Genomic DNA, 17375 nt, shown 5'->3' with positions numbered 1-17375 from the left:
CAACTATGGGATAGTTCATATATAGACGAGAATACATTGAGTGTAAATATAGGGAGAATTAGAAGGAAGTTGCAAGATTTAGGTATTGAAAACGCACTGGAAACAGTTCGTGGTGCTGGATATCGTTTGCATGCTACTTGGGAGAAGGAAGGAAAGGAATAATGAAATTATTTTTAGAAGAACATATTCCACTCATTTGTTATACATTTGTCCAATTGCTTATCATTCTTTTTATATATTGGTTTGATGGTTATCCACATATTTTGACAGCATTATATTCTGTATTTTTGGGTGTTTTTTTATTAATAGGTTATCTAATATATCGTTATTATAGTCATCGTTCATTCTACAAGCGTCTATCAACACCAATGGAAACTTTAAATGAGTCAATAAAAGATAGTGATTTGACTCCATTATCAATGGCCTTAGATAAATTACTACAAACTCAATATCAATATTATCAAAACCAATTAAAAAAATGGGAACGAAAACAACAAGAACAAATGACTTTTATGAATCAATGGGTTCATCAAATGAAAACACCTCTTTCTGTTATTGAGTTAATTACACAAGATGCAGATGACTCTCGATTTGACAGTATTAATGAAGAAACGGAAAGAATCAAAAAAGGATTGGAAATGGTCTTATATGTTGCTCGTTTAGAAACATTTGAACAGGATTTTCATGTAGACAGATTGCGAATATTAGGAATGATTGATTCTGTTATTCATGAAAATAAACGTCTGTTTATACGTAGTTATGTGTATCCAGAGGTAAAGGTAGATCCGAGTCTTATTGTAGAAACAGATAAGAAATGGTTTCGATTTATACTCAATCAAGTGCTGTCAAATGCAATTAAATATTCATCAAGTAAGAAAGAGAAAGTAATAGTATCGGCGTATTCAAAAGGACGAGCAATTATTTTGGAAGTAAGAGATTATGGAGTGGGCATTCCTACTGCTGATTTACCACGTGTTTTCAATCCATTTTATACTGGAGAAAATGGTAGGAAATTTAAAGAGTCTACGGGAATGGGATTATATCTTGTTAAAGAAGTATGTGAAAAATTAAATCATAAGATTGAGCTAGAATCTGAAGTGGGTAAGGGAACAAAAGTTAGAATCGTATTCCCATATGCATCTCGTTAACCGATGAAAGGTAGACTTTTCATCGGTTTTTTCTTTTGAATCTTACAAACTTGTTAGATAAATGTTAGGGAAATCGATAGGAAAAATCCTATGCAATATGTACATTGTATGTAGAATCAAAACTGAAAGGAGAAAGGAATTATGATACAAAAGCAACGTATTGAAATAGTTGATTATTTACGGGGATTTGCGCTTATAGGCATTACTTTTACAAATATATTTCAAAACACGAGTATGGTGAGCACTGATGCCCATCCTTATTTTAGCTCTTTCGTTTACACTTTCATGGTATCCAAATTTATTTATATATTTATGTTCCTTCTAGGCTTATCTTCTGCATTATTAATGTCAAATTTAAAGAAGAGGGGTGAAAGGGCAAATTTAATATATATCCGGCGTTTTATTATCCTGTTATTAATTGGTGTTACATGTACATTTGTAGGGGTCCCTGCCGGTGGATTATTTATTATGTATGCAATTTATGGGCTAATAGGATTTGTATTTCAGTATATACCACCGATGATTAACATTATCGTTTTTATCGCTATTGCAATATTGATTTGGTTCACACGTGACATGGTTTTAATTGAAGGTGAATCAACTAATAATCAAATTGTATCTTTAGTAGGCATGTTAAGCGGATTTTCAATGGTTATTTTAGGGATATTTTTAGGACAAGTATCTTTTTTCAATCGCCTACAAAGATGTAAGGTATTACTTGTAACAGGTTTAGTCCTCCTATTCTTTTTAACATACTATTCTTATGGCTGGATGAATAATTTTAGTTCTTTCGTACTGCCCCTATTTTATATTGTGTGCTTAACCATTTTAAGTATGATTCCCATGGTAAGAAGTATGTTCTCATGTTTAATCGCATTTGGCCGAATGTCTATGTCAAACTTTATTGTGCACACATCGATTGTTTTTGACTATTTAGAAAATGGAAAATTCTCATTCTTAACCTATTTAGGTATCGGTCTATCCATTATTGTTATACAAATTATTTATAGTAACATATGGTTAAAGTACTTCAGAATGGGACCTTTAGAATGGATATGGCGTATGGGGATATATTGGAAGAAAATTCGAATTGTAGATTCATTCGCGAAAGATTCTAATTTTAAAGAAAACAAAACCTGTTAAAGAAGTATGTGAAAAATTAAATCATAAGATTGAGCTAGAATCTGAGGTAGGTAAGGGAACAAAAGTTAGAATCGTATTCCCGTATGCATCTCGTTAACCGATGAAAGGTATACTTTTCATCGGTTTTTTCTTTTGAATCTTACAAACTTGTTAGATAAATGTTAGGGAAATCGATATGAGACATACTAAGTATAGGTTACACTTCATGTATCGAAAAGAGAAATGGAAGGTGAAATACTTGTGGAGATACTACATGTTTCAGATTTAGGGAAAGTTTATCCTGGGAAAATTTCTTATACAGCATTATCCCATATTGATTTAAAAATAAACAAAGGTGAATTTGTAGGAATTATGGGACCATCTGGGAGTGGTAAAACAACGCTATTAAATATGGTGTCTACTATAGATGCTCCAACATCAGGAGAAGTATTAATTCATGGAGAAAATCCATATCTGTTATCTCCAGATCAGTTGTCTTTATTTCGAAGACGTGAATTAGGGTTTGTTTTTCAATCATTTAATCTCCTTAATACACTGACAGTGAAAGAGAATATTGTTCTTCCACTTACACTTGATGGTGTAAGCCCTAGAGAAATGGAAAGGAAAGTGGAAGCTATTGCTGAAAAACTAGGGATAACTGAAATATTAGATAAACGTACGTATGAAATTTCTGGTGGGCAAGCACAAAGAACAGCAATTGCACGAGCTACTATTCATAATCCGAAATTATTACTTGCGGATGAGCCTACAGGAAATCTGGATTCAAAATCTGCTAGTGATGTGATGGAATTATTGACAAAGCTTAATAAAGAAAATAGCACAACGATGATGTTAGTGACACATGATGCAATGGCTGCAAGTTATTGTGATCGAATTGTGTTTATCAAAGATGGACAGTTATACAATGAGATTTATTGTGGAGATAATCGCAAAGTATTCTATCAAAAAATTCTAGAGGTTTTAGCATTATTAGGAGGAAATGCACATGACTTTTCGACAATTCGCATTTAATAACGTCATTCGAAGTAAACGAACATATTTGGCTCATTTTTTAAGTAGTACGTTTGCTATTATGATTTTCTTTACTTATGCATTACTTGCATTTCATCCTAATTTACAAGGCGATCTTGCTGCCAGTGTAACAATCAATACATTTGCAAAGTCAGGATTACAGATATCGCAGGGGTTAATATTTTTCTTCTCATTCTTCTTTATCCTATATTCTGTAAGTGCATTTTTAAAAACAAGAAAAAAAGATTTTGGAATTCTAATGCTACATGGGATGTCACGTTCACAGTTGAATAAATTAATATTTATTGAAAATACAATAATTGGAATCACTTCTATTTTAACAGGAATTACAATTGGAATGGCGTTCTCTAAGTTTATCTTAATTATGAGCAACAATCTGCTAATGATTGATAAAGGACTCCCATTTTACATGCCCTTTAAAGCAATTGGAATAACATTTGGAGCTTTCTTCTTATTATTTTTATTTATTTCACTTTTCACTTCTCGACTAGTAAATGTAGAGCAATTAGTAGAATTAATAAAAGCAGAAGAAAAGCCAAAGCCTGAACCCAAAGCATCCTTTTGGCTGTCTTTATTCGCACTTATTTGTATTGGATTAGGATATACGGCTGTATTCCATAGTGTTAATGCAATTCAATACAAGGATATGAAATATGTATTATTCATGATGGCGACAGGGGTGAGCTTTGTTGTACTTGGAACGTACTTCTTATTTACACAGCTCAGTGTATATGTGTTACGTGCATTAAAGAAAAGGGAAAATATTTTCTTTAAGAAAACAAACATACTCACCATCTCAGATTTAGTGTATCAATTAAAAGATAATGCAAAAATGTTTTTTATGGTCACTATTATATCTGCCGTTGCCTTCACTGCAGTTGGAACTTGTATGGGATTAGGTAACTCATCTATGGCTGAATCGAATAGTCCCTTTGCATTTTCTTATCAGTCCTATAATAATAATCCTTTAGAAAAAGAGCATCTAAAAAAAATAGAAAGCGAACTCAATAATGGTGGGTTTAAATTTAAACAAGTAACTTATTCAATAAAACAAATTCCAGATAGCCTTTATAACAGTAATGTATTATTAAGCGTTATAAAAATAAGTGATTATAATAAGTTAGCTGAGGCATTTGGTTTTGAAAAAGAAAGCTTAAAAGGTGAAAATGATAGTTTTGTCATACCTGCAAGAAAATTCTCTAATACAAAATCGAATCAAAATAACTTTCGATTGTCGCATAGAAATATAAAAATAGATATGCATGTAAATAAAACACTAACGCCAAAAGAACTACAAGATACAAACATAACGACAATTATTATACCAGACGCTGTATATAATCAAATGATAGTGGATCCAGAGAATTACCGTGGTGAATCCACCATTAATGGTTTTATTGTGAAGGATTGGGAGAAAACGAAAAAAGTTGCTGGAAAAATCGTGACTACTCTTCAGAAAGATAATGAAGGTATACATGAGCCAGTATTATACAACGAGCAATATAAATTTTCTTCTTTAATATCTACATGGATAATGATGAAACAAGGTTTTGGACTTGCATCCATCATGAGTGTATTAATAGGCATTGTTTTCTTTACGTTTGCTGCAAGCTTTTTATATTTCCGATTATATACAGACTTAGAACGAAATCAGCAGCAATATAAAATGATAGCAAAGGTCGGTTTAAGCAAACCGGAATTAAAGAAAGTTGTGTCACGTCAACTTACATTGTTATTCTTTTTACCAATTTCAATAGCGATTACACATAGTTCGGTTGCTTTTATCACCTTACAAAAGTTAGCTAATTTTTCGGTCTTGGGTAGTTCCGTTATAGTATTGGTTTGTTTCTTAGTTTTGCAAATTATATACTTTTACTTTGTTCGTTCTCAATACTTGAAAAAAATGTATAAAACGATTTTTTAATTCGAAAATAATAAAAAGAAGGAGAATATAGGGTGAAAAAAAGACTTGGGTTATTAATAGTAGCTGGTATTTCGATTACCGTGTTAGGAGCATGTTCATTCTTTGGTGCAAAAAACTCCCCGGCAAATGGGCTTTCAATAGAGGTAGAGCAGTTAAATGAACAAACAAGAAATTCTATAATAGACCTATACAAAGATATAACCATATCACAAGAGCAATTCAAAATAAAAGAGGGGAGCATAGATAATAACAAACTCAATATAAAGCTCCCGACACAATTTTGGGATGCTAGGGCGGATACTCCTAGTAATTTACTATTTATAAGCAGAACAACTGCTGAAAAAATGAATAAAAAGGGGCTTATACGTGAAAGGGATAATAATAGTGGGCTCACATCTTCAGTCCCTATTGCCTCTTTACCAAAAAGAAAAAAAGATGAAATTATCTTATTTGCAAATAAAGAATATAAGGACTTAAAAGAAATAATATATGATGGGAAAAAAATGAGTACTCAATACGAAGGTGATGTATGGCTAGCGCCATATCGTGGTGGATCCAACGCAATCCTATTAATTGTAGATGATACATTATTTAAAGAAATAAATGGGAAAGAAAAAACTAGACAGATTCTATCTTTTAATAAATCTTTTGGGAATCATAATTTACTCAATCAAGGGAAAGCACCAGAATTAAGTAAGGAAATAGATAAAGTGAATACGGCTTTAGGTACTGAGGGTAAGGGAGCCGTTGAATTTGTAAATATTACAGAAAAGTAAAAATTACTTTTATATAGAATAAAAGTTTAGAACATATTAATCATCTTTGAAAAAATCATTTATTGATTTTTTCAAAGATGATTATTTTCGCACCAGAACCCTTTGCAATTCCTGGTATAGTTGCTCTTTCTAGCGCTCATTAAAAAAAGTAAAACCTACTGCACAAAAGGGTCCTTTAGTCATAAGCTTCACTAACTGTTGTGCAGTATATTTTGGTGAATATTTCATATCATTTTGAAGCCACCAAATTGCCATCCCAACAACACAGGAAGTGAAGAAACGTAATACCATATCCTTTGGAATATCTGAGTCATGTTCTCCAATTTTAAGCTCAATGTAATTTCGTTCAAGATTATCCATAATAGTCTGCTGCATTTGTAGGTTGAAATCATGAATGCCATGAGGCCCAAACATGGTTTTATAAAAGTCTGCATGTTTTACCATACACTCAAATATCGATTGTAAAACTTCCTCGAGTTTCGAAAAATCTATTTGATGTCCCTGCACATGGGCATATAGGACCATCTTACTTGTTAACTCTTCTAGTGCACTCTCGCTAAGCTTTGTTAACAGATCTTGTTTATCCCTGTAATGCGAGTAAAATGTTGCCCGATTGATGAGTGCCTCATCTGCGATATCTTGAATGGTAATAGCATCGTATCCCTTTTCCGCTATCAGTTTGATAAAAGCATCATATATAAATTTCTTTGTTCGAATAATCCGCAGATCCGCTTTTTTCAACATCTTATACCTCCCCGTTCGTTATTGTCATTATAGACAACAGATTTCATCCTTTTGTTTTTTATCTTACATTTAGGCCTTAAATGTAAATTGAATTTTATGGAAAAAACGATATAATTCCATTATAAACAACATGAATTTATTATCAACTACACATTGTTCGTTATCTATCTGTTTGTTTGTTAAACGAATGCTAGGAGGAATAATTTAAAAGACTTATAGTGAAGCAATTTTTCAAACAAAAGATGGTTCTATATAAGTTGAATTAAAAGATTACAATCGAATGCATAATCGATCGATCACTTTTTCAGGTGTGCGATTTAATTCCTGAATAAAAGCCTGTACATTTTTTTGAATTTCATAAATCGATGAATAAAAAACATTATGAATGATGTCTGATTTGAGCCATTTCCATACCCCTTCAATTAAATTTAAATCGGGACTGTAGGGAGGTAAAAACACTAATTCTAAGCGATGACAGTGTTTCCTTAAAAGTGGTTGGATGAGCTTCGCATGATGAATACGCGCATTATCTAGAATAAGAGCTATTTTCCCGTTGGGATACAGTTCAAGTACATGCTGAAGAAAACGAAGAAATGCTTCGGCATCATACCGCTCCTCTTCTACACAAACTAACTCACCGGTTTCATAATTAAGTGTACCAATAAGTTTAACACCTTGGTGTTTCCCATAAGTAGGAATACTGCGTTGTTTTCCTTTTAAAAACCATGTATGCTGCAGTGCTTGGTAATCGCGGATCATGGACTCATCTTGAAACAGAAGATGGTCAATCTCCTCGTTTAAAAGTTTTTTTATAGGCGGGGAAGGTAACTTCCCTAAACTCTTGTTGTTTCACCGGGTCTGCTTTCGCTAATGTATACGTCGGTTTTGTGTAACTAAGCCCTAAATCATGTAAAAGTCGAGACACCCCGCGAAGTGTGTAACTTACGTTCCATTCTCTTTTAATGAAAGAAGCGATAATGGATAAAGTCCAATTATGTTTAGCTGGAAATCCAACATCAACGGGTAGATGAGATGCAATCACTTGAACTAACTCCTGTTCTTGTTCAGGGGCTAATTTACGTGGTGCTCCTGTTGATTGTCCCATGAGTAAGCCATGCAATCCTTTTTCTTTGTAAGCATTCACATAATTATAGATTGTTTTTTCAGAACGACCAATCATGTTCATTATTTCTTTTATAGAAAAGCCTTGTACATAGAAATAGATCGTTTGATAACGTTCATACATTCGTTTCGTTTTAGTCGTTTTCATTGCTACAAGTAGGCTTTCTTTTTCGTTTTGGTGTACATGTGTCATTTTGCTCCGCTCCATTTGTCAATATATGTTACTTATTATATTTCGACAAACAGTAGCTGTAACCTTTTAATTCAACTTATATAGGTGGCCTTTTAAGCATTATGGCTGCTATTATCATCGCTAGATTTGCTTTTATGAAATCTTAGATAATCCGCCAATTTTAGCTTGTAGAAGTGTAGTAAAGAAGGATACAGAAGCCGAGTTAAATCGCCGCTCAAGTTCCTCCAGACTTAATAAAATCCATGTTGAAGTTTTTAAGTGATATATATTAGAAATACGTTTAAGGAGGATGAGAATAATTAAAAAAAACATAATTTTTGCACCAGAAACTTTTAACTTGGCCGAAACTACCAGATCAATAGAAGTAGCAAAGAAATGTTCCGAATACTTTCATTGCATATTTATAGGCTACTCTAGAAAATATGCTTATCTTATTGAAAAAGCTAACTTTGAATTTATCCACCTTGAACCAGTTTTAAGTGAAGACGATATCACTCAACTTATGAAAGTCGATCAGATGAAGGGTATAAAACATCCCTTTACATACGAACATCTCAAAAAACGAATTGAGAATGAGAAAAGAATTATAAATACTTACTGTCCGGCGGTTGTCGTTATCGGAACTACATTGAGTATGTTTATTTCAGCGAGAGCTTGTCAAACACCACTTGTATATATTAAACCATTAGCATACACCAGAACTTTTGTATTAAAAGGACACCTAGAATTACCTTCCATAATTAATAAGACTTTCTTACCTAAAAAAATCACCATGAATCTCTATAAAAAGGTTGCTTTAGGTATTACTTATAAACCAAAGTCTTTTTCAAAATTGGCAAAAGAAGAAGGAGTAGAACTTCCAAAATACACCATAGATGCACTGGATGCTGATTATAATTTAATTACAACCATTCCTGAAATTAGTGGTGTGGACGATCTTCCTGCTAACTATAAATATATTGGCCCGGTTTATGCAAAACTGGATATGCCCATACCATCATTTCTATATAGTCTTCCCTCAAATCAACCTGTTATTTATTTTGCGATGGGAAGCTCTGGAAGTAAAGAAATTGTCATGAAATTCTTACATATTTTAAAGAAACTTCCGGTGACAGTTATATGTCCAATGAAGAAAATACTTGCGTCTAGTGGCAATATTTTTTCTAGTAGCAAGAATATTATTCTTTGTGACTTACTTCCCGCTCATAAATTGGGAAATATAATAGATTTATCTATTATTCATGGTGGAGAAGGTACAGTTCAAACGGCTTGTTTATCTGGTAAACCATTCCTTGGGCTTGGACTGCAAGCAGAACAAAAAGCCAATATAAATGAATGTGTTCTTTTTGGTAATGCATTGGAACTTAAACGAAAAGATATTACGACTCAGAAAATTGGTGAATTGATAGACTTCTCGCTAACAAATAAAGAGATGCATAATAAGGCAAAAGAAATGCAGGAACTTTTAGAAAATATTGATGGTCCAGTAAATGCTGCTAACTTCTTAATAAATCATTTCGCTATAACATAAAAGAATAATGGAGGTTTACCATGAATAAAGTATACGATAAAATCATTAGCCATTTGGCTGAAATAACAGGTTATGATCAAAGTGATATTGCTGTAACTGATTCGTTAGTTAATAATCTTGGCCTGGACTCAATGATGATTATGGATTTTCATAGATTAGTAGTACAAGACTTTCCTGAGATGAAAGAAGTCGACTTGGAAGAAGTTTTTCAACAAGAGGATACAACTGTAAATGATATTTTATGTTTAATATATAAAGAAATAGGGATGGAAATGAATCAAGAGACAGCTTCATTACTGGATGATTTCAATGAAGTTAAAGAGTTTCATAAATATCTTAAAAGCAGAGAATACATTCCTTATTTCAGAAAAAACCATGGAATAGCATCAAATAGAATTATTATAGATGGAGAAGAGAAGATAAATTATTCCACTTACAATTACCTTGGTATTAATGGTTCAAATATAATTAACCAGGCCGTCATTGAAGCGATAAATCGTTATGGAACGAGTGTTTCTGGTAGTAGGTTACTTAGCGGAGAAATTGAAATCCATCAAAAGCTTGAAAGAAAAATTGCTGAATTCTTAGATGTAGAAGATGCTCTAATTCAGGTGGGAGGACACAGTACTAACGTTAATACTATAGGGAATATTGTCAATCAAGAAGATTTAATTCTACATGATGCATTGGCTCATAATAGTATTATTCAAGGTGCAATTCTTTCTAATGCCAAGCGAAAACCGTTTAAACATAATGATATGGATCATCTAGAAGATGAGCTGAAAAAGCTAAGATCGAAATTCCGCAGGGTTTTAATCGTGGTAGAAGGTGTTTACAGCATGGATGGAGATATTTGTAAACTGCCAGAACTAATCAGAATAAAAGAAAAGTATAATGCTATTCTCATGGTGGATGAAGCGCATTCAATCGGTACTATTGGTAAGAATGGTAGAGGTGTTACAAGTTATTATGATGTTAACCCTAAATCAGTAGATATTCTAATGGGAACATTAAGTAAATCCCTTAATAGTTGTGGGGGATATATTGCTGGTAGCAAATCCTTTATTAAATATTTAAGATTTAATTCACCTGGATTTATTTTCAGTGTAGGAATGACACCAGCTAATGCAGCTGCGGCAGTAGCGTCGTTAACAATCTGTGAAAGTGAAGAAAGTTTATTTGTAAGATTAAAAGAAAACCATACTTATTTCTTAAATGAAATAAAGAAATTGGGAGTTGATACAGGTAAAAGCTATGACACTCCAGTAGTACCTTTAATCATTGGAAACTCTGATGAAGCTCTTAAATTCTCAGAAATATTATTTAAAAATGGAATAAATGCGATGCCAATAATTTATCCTGCAGTAAAAGAGAGTGAAGCTAGAATAAGATTTTTTATTTCAGCTGCTCATTCAAGAGAAGACCTGGATATGACTTTAAAAGTAATTAAAGAAAACATTCAAAGTTTATCTACGTACAATGAGTCCGTGTTAATACCTTTATAAATTACGTGGAAATTTATATAGATAGGGAGCTTTCTGCTTCCTATCACTTAATTTTAAAAGAAGAGGAGGTTTTTAAATGCAATACAGTTTGTTAATGAGCAAGTATCAATCATATTCTCCAAACAAACGTTATAAGTTACCAGAAAAGTCCATTCGTATAAACAGTTTAGTTCGATTATCTAAAATTGTAGGGATAAGAGATACTCCTTTATTCCAATTACTTTTGTTTTCAAAAGTTAAAAACTATATAAGATTTATTGTATTAAGGAAGATGCATGAAAATTTTGATAATGTTCAAGAAATGACAAAAGGAAATATGCATCATAATATATTTCATTCATTTATGGATTTAGGTATCCAGTTGGGGATGATTTCACAAAAAGAGGATGTATACACATTAAATCAAGAATACCTTTTGGCAGTAAAGGACAGAAATAGCTTAGTTGAATTTGAAGACACAAATTATAGTAAGATTGTAAGTAAAATACAAAGTGATTACAAGTTCATTGAGTGTGTAATTAATACAGAACATAATACAACATTAGGAAAAATAATGGGGAAATTAGAGTTTGTATATATTAAAGAGGTCCTTACTTATTTACAAGAGATTAATAAATTAAATTTTTTTAAACAAATATCTCCTAGCTTTTCAGAGGATTTTTACACAGATCTTGGAGAATTAGCGTTTAATATTTACACAAAAGAAAACTATGCAACTTTTATTTCTCAAAAACAATTTAAGTCAATTCTTGATATTGGATGTGGAAATGGTAACTATATTGATGTTCATTTGAACTCTGATGATAAACAAATTGTTGGTGTAGAAAGACAAAAGAAGGTGTTTGAAAAATTACAAACTAAATATAAAGATAAATCGAATGTTGTTATACATAACGAGGACATTATAGACCTTTCATTTGAATGTAAATTTGACATGATCAATATGAGCTACATGTTATTTTATCTTACTCAAGACGAAAAAGAAAAGCTCTTCCAGCGACTAAAAGAAATTTTGCATAGGGACGGTACTATTGTTATTTGTCAGTATTATCCTAATTTTGAGATTTATCAAGAGCTAATGGCAAAGCATAATAAGGATTGGAATCTTATATCTCGCTATAAATTTGATATCTGTAATAGTATTCTCCAAGCTGAAGTTGTATTAAATAATATGCTTATTGATTTTGCTCAAGCGGAACAGTGGAATCTTTTCCTTACTTTACTAGATTCATCTGGATTTGAAGTAAGTGAAATTGCACCAGCAGATGATACATATTATTCGTATTTTATTACAATTAAACATAAATATGGAGGTACAAATGATTAAAGCTACTAACGTTATCAAGGTTTTTAATGCAAATAAGCAAAATGAATTAAAAGTGTTAAGAGGAATTGATTTAGGTATAACTAAGGGTGAATTTTGTACAATTATTGGGAAATCTGGGTCGGGTAAAACTACACTTCTCAAATGCTTATCGGGACTAGAGAGTGTTACTTCAGGCGAAATTCAAGTAAACAAAAGAAATATAGGTAATCTCTCTAAAAAAGAAGTAAATGTTTTTAGAAAAAATGATATTGCTTTTATTTTTCAAGAATATAACTTAATTGATGATCTAACCTTGCATGAGAATATCTATTTAGAACATGGTGTTACTGAGGAAATTGAAAATCTTATCGATGATTGGGATATTCGTAAAGCAATTAATCTATTTCCTAATCAATGTTCCGGAGGTCAACAGCAAAAAGCTGCGATATTAAGAGCTTTAGTGAAAAGAGCTAAAATACTGTTTTGTGATGAACCTACAGGAGCACTTGATGGGAATTCATCTAAGGAGGTTCTAACAGTATTACAAAAACTGCAACAAAGTCATCAAACTACGATTGTTCTTATAACCCATAATGAACAAATAACGAAAATATCCAATCGTGTTATTACTATTCATGATGGGAAAAAGGTTAATGATATGGTAAATGGAGATATTGAATTAGCGGAGAATTTAGAATGGTAAATCAAAATATAAATAGAAAGTTCAGAAAACGCACAATAAGAAGATTAAACACTTATAAATTAAAGTTTCTAGTTATATTTCTTGTTGTTTTTGCTACAACTGGTATCTTTATAAGCTTTTTTGTTGGTACAAGTAGCGTTCTACAATCAGTTGAAAAATTCAACAGCGAATATAACGTAGAAGACGGTATATTTATAACTAATGACGATATTGATGAGAAATTTAAGGATATTTCTTTCGAACAAATTAAAAATGGGGAAGTGAGGGAAGGCGGCAGTACAGTTCGAATATTCCAGTCAAGAAAAAAAATTAATAAATATCAAGTGACCAGCGGTCGTGATATTCAAAATGATAAAGAGATTCTAATTGACAATAACTATTTAAAAGCAAATAAATTAGCGCTCAATGATGAATTGACCTTTAATGGAGAAAAATTAAAAATAGTTGGAACTGCAATATCACCTGATTATATTACAACCAAAAATAGTAATCTAGTGTTGCAAGCTAATTCTGAAGTTTTTGGTATAGCATTTGTAAATGAAGAAACGTTTCAAAGGCTATTTGGTAATGAGTTCTCTTCATATTATGCTTATACTAGCAATCTAGATGTTCAAGAGGTTTCGAAAATCGTTAAACCAACTTATATAAATGATTCTCAAAATAACACGAGGATACAACAAGTAATAGGTGATGCAAAAGCACCAAGGGATCTTGCGTTGCTTTTAACATGCTTACTATATCTGATAGTTGGAGTTCTTTTAAGTGTTTACCATTTTGAAGTATCCAAGAAAGAATCAAATAACCTAGCAACATTTAATAAGTTAGGCTTTAACAAATGGATGCTTTTTAAACATTATATAACTGAAACGAGCTTAACACTTTTAATTGCATGGTTAATCGGTGGTACAATCGGTATATTTTTGATTGAGACGATTATGCAAATGAATAGCCAAATATATAATTATCCAATTCTTAAAATTGATTATATGTTATTGACGGAATGTTTAGTTTTCTCGTTAGCTATTGTTTTAGTGATTAACTTTGTTTTAGTTTATCTGTTTTATATAAAATTTAAAAAGAAGAAAAATAAAGTTAAATCTATAAGAAAAAGAAGTAGAAAAATCATGAAATTCATTCCTTTTACTTACCGGTATCGGTTAAAGCGGATAAATAGAAATAAAAAGGAACTGGCTTTGTTTATAGTACTGATTTTCTTTGTAGGTTTACTGATTAATTTTTCGTTTTTATTGAAAGACTCTGTAACTAAGTATGTCGATGACTTAGCATCAGAGAATATCTTTGAAGAAATTTTGTTTTTAAATCCACCTAATCAACATGATATCAAGGGTGAAGAGTTTAAACTATATAACTTACATGATGAAGACGGTATTACACAAAGTGTTTATGTAATCGGTTCTGATTCTAAATATTATAATTATAATCTCAAACTTGCAGATGGAGATGTAATAATTACTCAAGCATTCTCTGATAAATATGGGAAAAAAGTAGGAGATAAGTTACTACTAAAAGATGTAACTAATCAAAAAGATTACTCATTTAAAATTAATAAAGTCAACAATGTTACTACAGTGAGTAATATATATTTAGTTTCCGATAACGGAGAAATGTTCAACCATGAAACATATTCAGTACCTGCAGTAGCTCTATCAAAACCATATGATAATTCTAACGATGGTGGGATAGAAGCTACATTAACTAGGAACGAGATAATAACTTCCGGGAAAAATATCTTAGATGTTATAAACAAACAGATCACACTTATTTTAGGTCTTGCTATAGTTCTACAAGTTGCATTACTTTACTCACTTCTTGAGTTCAGTTATCAAAATAGTATCAAATCAATTAAGACATTAAAATTAGAAGGTTATTCATTAAAAGAACTAATGAGAATGCATTTTGCCTTTAGTTTTCCTATTGCGGTCCTAACTATTATTGGATCATACCTTCTGTCAAGAATAGGTGTAAGAGTGTTTTTGGATCAAATTATGTTTGACTTTGTCAACTTTGTTAGAGTTACTGATAATCTAAACATTATATTTGCAAGTAATGGAATGATAATTGCCGTATTTACCTTCTTCTTAATAAGAATAAGGTCAAAAATGAAATGCATTTGAAATGACAATGGAGGTAGACGAGTTTATGAATAGAGTCGTGGTAACAGGAATAGGTATTGTTTCACCAAATGGTATTACCAGAGAAAGTTCCTGGGAAAGTATTGTTAACCTTGAAAGTGGTATTATTCCTTCCAAATATGAAAATACAAAATTTGTTGGGGAAGTAGATGACATTTTTAATGAACCACTTACAACAAAGGATAAGCGGTATATGGATCGTTGTACTCAAATGGCCGTAATTGCATCAAGAGAAGCCGTTAAAGATGCAGATTTAATAATTAATGATGAAAATAATGAAAATGTTTCTGTGTTTGTTGGAAGTTCTGTTGGGGGCATTCGTGCCCTCGCAGATGAGTTTGGAACTGCAGCTGTAAAAGGTGTAGATCAAATGACAATGCTTGTAATACCTAGAAATCTAATTAATATGATAACAGCAAATATTAGTATTGATTTAGGTATAAAAGGTGAATCTCTTGCTTATTCAATTGCCTGTGCTTCAGGAACAGTAGCGGTAGGAGAAGCATTTAAAAAAATTCAAAATGGTAGCAAAAAAATAATATTAGCAGGTGGAGCAGAAGCATGTGTTATTCCACAAGTTATAGAAGCTTTTAGAAAGTTAAGAACTTTGACGAACTCTAAATCCTTAGATAAAGCTAGTGTCCCTTTTTCAAAAGATAGATCTGGATTTGTGATGAGTGAAGGGGCGGCCTTTCTTATTCTTGAAGAGCTTAATCATGCAAAGGAGCGTGGGGTTCATATCTATTGTGAAATAGAAGGTTATGGAAGTTCATCAGATGCTACTTCATTATTGGCGCCTGACCTCAATGGTGTTACAAGATGTATGGAAAATGCATTAATTGATGCCAAATGTAGTCCTGATGAGGTAGAGTACATAAACGCTCATGGTACATCTACTAAACTTAACGACTTAACTGAATGAAAGGCTATAAAGGACGTATTTAATCACAATCCTTTAGTATCCTCGACTAAATCTTTACATGGACATGCTTTAGGGGCTGCTGGAGCAATTGAAACAGCATTATGTTGTATGATGATTAAAAAAGGAAAATTAATTCCCACTTTTAATGTATCAAGAGACAGTGTGGGAGAGGATATAGAAGTTAACCTTCTTCTAGAAGAGGTATCTAATTATAATGGTGGTAAGATCTTAAATAATTCATTTGCGTTTGGTGGGCATAATGCCTCAATTTTATTATCGAACTTTCAGGATTAATTATGGATATTTTCTTCTGTAAGATAAATAAAAACCCAAGTAATCTTATATCAAGAAGAATTCTCACTAAACGAGCTATACAGAGATTAAAAAAAACTACACATCCTAAAAAAAAGCTTCATATTATGTACAGCGATTTACTTATACAGTATGTGCTGTTCACAAAACAAAGAATGAAATATCCGTTGAGTATTACCTATAATATGCGAGGGAAACCTCTATTATCGAAAGGTTTCTTTAATATTTCAAATTGTAATGAATGGGTTATGTGTACTTACAGTGATAATGCTGCCGTAGGGGCTGATATTGAGGAATATAAGTGGTGCAATCATGAGTTAGCTCAATTCTTCTTTACTCAAGAAGAACTAAAACACTTATTAACTCGATCACAGAGAGAACAAATCAATTTTTTTACAGATGCATGGACTTTTAAAGAAAGTTATGTGAAATGTAAAGGAATTAGTTTATTTGATATTAAAAACAATATCAATTCACCTTTAGTAAGGAATTATTTTATTAAGGATGAAACAGAAATTGAAGGTGAATTATTTCATTATGTACGTGGGGTTATCGAAAATTATAGTTGGTGTTTGTTAAGTGGAAAGAACTTTACTAACTATAATATTAAGTTAGTGTGCTATTCGCAAATTATAGAAACTTTAACTTACATACACAGGGGGAATTATGCAGAGCATTTACATGACTAATCACTTTTACAAAATTTATCAACAAAGAGAAGAATTCGCTAATGAAATACAGTGTTTCAAACAAAAAGAATGGGAACGGCCTTATAAGGATAAGTGGTCTTTTGGAGAAACATATTATCATTTATACTTAATGGTCAGGCGATTTCGACAATTAAATAAGTTATATTTACCA

General features: G+C 31.8%; 14 protein-coding genes and 3 pseudogenes. 15 read left to right on the top strand and 2 right to left on the bottom strand.

Going from position 1 to position 17375, the window contains the following annotated elements:
• From ACP6L7_RS34190 to ACP6L7_RS34160, 7 genes and pseudogenes are all read left to right on the top strand, one after another.
• On the top strand, window positions 1-162 hold a 162-nt coding region (locus ACP6L7_RS34190), incomplete at its 5' end, for a winged helix-turn-helix domain-containing protein (RefSeq protein WP_430529749.1).
• A complete protein-coding gene (locus ACP6L7_RS34185) occupies window positions 162-1148 on the top strand; it encodes a sensor histidine kinase (protein WP_097831875.1) in 987 nt (328 codons plus the stop codon). The genes ACP6L7_RS34190 and ACP6L7_RS34185, both read left to right, overlap by 1 nt.
• 141 nt (window positions 1149-1289) lie before the next feature.
• Entirely contained in the window at window positions 1290-2291 is a 1002-nt protein-coding gene (locus ACP6L7_RS34180) for a DUF418 domain-containing protein (RefSeq protein ID WP_097831874.1), read from the top strand.
• Window positions 2287-2388, top strand: a pseudogene (locus tag ACP6L7_RS34175) (sensor histidine kinase); the annotation flags it as partial. The gene ACP6L7_RS34180 and the pseudogene ACP6L7_RS34175, both read left to right, overlap by 5 nt.
• A gap of 143 nt (window positions 2389-2531) precedes the next feature.
• A complete protein-coding gene (locus ACP6L7_RS34170) occupies window positions 2532-3302 on the top strand; it encodes an ABC transporter ATP-binding protein (protein WP_097831883.1) in 771 nt (256 codons plus the stop codon).
• Window positions 3277-5247 (top strand): FtsX-like permease family protein, encoded by a 1971-nt coding sequence (locus ACP6L7_RS34165; RefSeq protein ID WP_430529658.1) that lies wholly within the window; start codon window positions 3277-3279, stop codon window positions 5245-5247. The genes ACP6L7_RS34170 and ACP6L7_RS34165 overlap by 26 nt, the downstream gene beginning before the upstream one ends.
• A 32-nt stretch (window positions 5248-5279) precedes the next feature.
• Window positions 5280-6023 (top strand): lipoprotein BA_5634 family protein, encoded by a 744-nt coding sequence (locus ACP6L7_RS34160; protein WP_098361737.1) that lies wholly within the window; start codon window positions 5280-5282, stop codon window positions 6021-6023.
• Window positions 6024-6152: 129 nt separating this feature from the next.
• On the opposite strand, the gene ACP6L7_RS34155 is transcribed toward ACP6L7_RS34160, so the two are convergent.
• Together ACP6L7_RS34155 and ACP6L7_RS34150 are read right to left on the bottom strand one after the other, a co-directional pair.
• Window positions 6153-6767 (bottom strand): TetR/AcrR family transcriptional regulator, encoded by a 615-nt coding sequence (locus tag ACP6L7_RS34155; protein ID WP_070129429.1) that lies wholly within the window; start codon window positions 6765-6767, stop codon window positions 6153-6155.
• A gap of 270 nt (window positions 6768-7037) precedes the next feature.
• A protein-coding gene (locus ACP6L7_RS34150) for an IS630 family transposase (protein WP_430529657.1) occupies window positions 7038-8082 on the bottom strand; the annotation gives its coding sequence in 2 pieces (ribosomal slippage) (window positions 7038-7586 and window positions 7588-8082; 1044 coding nt in all).
• Window positions 8083-8371: 289 nt separating this feature from the next.
• Here ACP6L7_RS34150 and ACP6L7_RS34145 point away from each other — a divergent pair.
• The 8 genes and pseudogenes from ACP6L7_RS34145 to ACP6L7_RS34110 form a co-directional block, all read left to right on the top strand.
• Window positions 8372-9613: a glycosyltransferase gene (locus tag ACP6L7_RS34145; protein WP_097831870.1), complete on the top strand. Its 1242-nt coding sequence runs from the start codon at window positions 8372-8374 to the stop codon at window positions 9611-9613.
• Window positions 9614-9633: 20 nt separating this feature from the next.
• Window positions 9634-11118, top strand: coding sequence for an aminotransferase class I/II-fold pyridoxal phosphate-dependent enzyme (locus ACP6L7_RS34140; protein ID WP_097831869.1), 1485 nt, complete (start codon window positions 9634-9636; stop codon window positions 11116-11118).
• Window positions 11119-11194: 76 nt separating this feature from the next.
• The gene (locus ACP6L7_RS34135; protein ID WP_097831868.1) at window positions 11195-12445 is read left to right on the top strand and encodes a class I SAM-dependent methyltransferase; all 1251 of its coding nucleotides are present in this window, start codon (window positions 11195-11197) and stop codon (window positions 12443-12445) included.
• Window positions 12438-13127, top strand: coding sequence for an ABC transporter ATP-binding protein (locus ACP6L7_RS34130; protein ID WP_097831867.1), 690 nt, complete (start codon window positions 12438-12440; stop codon window positions 13125-13127). Before ACP6L7_RS34135 ends, ACP6L7_RS34130 begins: the two co-directional genes overlap by 8 nt.
• The gene (locus ACP6L7_RS34125; RefSeq protein ID WP_097831866.1) at window positions 13121-15262 is read left to right on the top strand and encodes an ABC transporter permease; all 2142 of its coding nucleotides are present in this window, start codon (window positions 13121-13123) and stop codon (window positions 15260-15262) included. Before ACP6L7_RS34130 ends, ACP6L7_RS34125 begins: the two co-directional genes overlap by 7 nt.
• 1 nt (window position 15263) lies before the next feature.
• Window positions 15264-16496: pseudogene (locus ACP6L7_RS34120) on the top strand (beta-ketoacyl-[acyl-carrier-protein] synthase family protein).
• Window positions 16497-16498: 2 nt separating this feature from the next.
• The gene (locus ACP6L7_RS34115; RefSeq protein ID WP_097831864.1) at window positions 16499-17203 is read left to right on the top strand and encodes a 4'-phosphopantetheinyl transferase family protein; all 705 of its coding nucleotides are present in this window, start codon (window positions 16499-16501) and stop codon (window positions 17201-17203) included.
• Window positions 17181-17375 (top strand): annotated as a pseudogene (locus ACP6L7_RS34110) (DinB family protein); the annotation flags it as partial. The gene ACP6L7_RS34115 and the pseudogene ACP6L7_RS34110, both read left to right, overlap by 23 nt.

The sequence above is a fragment of the Bacillus silvicola genome (assembly GCF_050524305.1).
Lineage (GTDB): Bacteria > Bacillota > Bacilli > Bacillales > Bacillaceae_G > Bacillus_A > Bacillus_A cereus_AT.
The sequence above is the reverse complement of the archived record's forward strand: the minus strand, read 5'-3'. Positions and strand labels throughout refer to the sequence as shown.

Coding starts and splice junctions, on each gene's coding strand:
- ACP6L7_RS34185 (WP_097831875.1), top strand. CDS start 162: ATGAAATTATTTTTAGAAGAACATATTCCACTCATTTGTTATACATTT.
- ACP6L7_RS34180 (WP_097831874.1), top strand. CDS start 1,290: ATGATACAAAAGCAACGTATTGAAATAGTTGATTATTTACGGGGATTT.
- ACP6L7_RS34165 (WP_430529658.1), top strand. CDS start 3,277: ATGACTTTTCGACAATTCGCATTTAATAACGTCATTCGAAGTAAACGA.
- ACP6L7_RS34155 (WP_070129429.1), bottom strand. CDS start 6,767: ATGTTGAAAAAAGCGGATCTGCGGATTATTCGAACAAAGAAATTTATA.
- ACP6L7_RS34145 (WP_097831870.1), top strand. CDS start 8,372: ATGAGAATAATTAAAAAAAACATAATTTTTGCACCAGAAACTTTTAAC.
- ACP6L7_RS34140 (WP_097831869.1), top strand. CDS start 9,634: ATGAATAAAGTATACGATAAAATCATTAGCCATTTGGCTGAAATAACA.
- ACP6L7_RS34135 (WP_097831868.1), top strand. CDS start 11,195: ATGCAATACAGTTTGTTAATGAGCAAGTATCAATCATATTCTCCAAAC.
- ACP6L7_RS34130 (WP_097831867.1), top strand. CDS start 12,438: ATGATTAAAGCTACTAACGTTATCAAGGTTTTTAATGCAAATAAGCAA.
- ACP6L7_RS34125 (WP_097831866.1), top strand. CDS start 13,121: ATGGTAAATCAAAATATAAATAGAAAGTTCAGAAAACGCACAATAAGA.
- ACP6L7_RS34115 (WP_097831864.1), top strand. CDS start 16,499: ATGGATATTTTCTTCTGTAAGATAAATAAAAACCCAAGTAATCTTATA.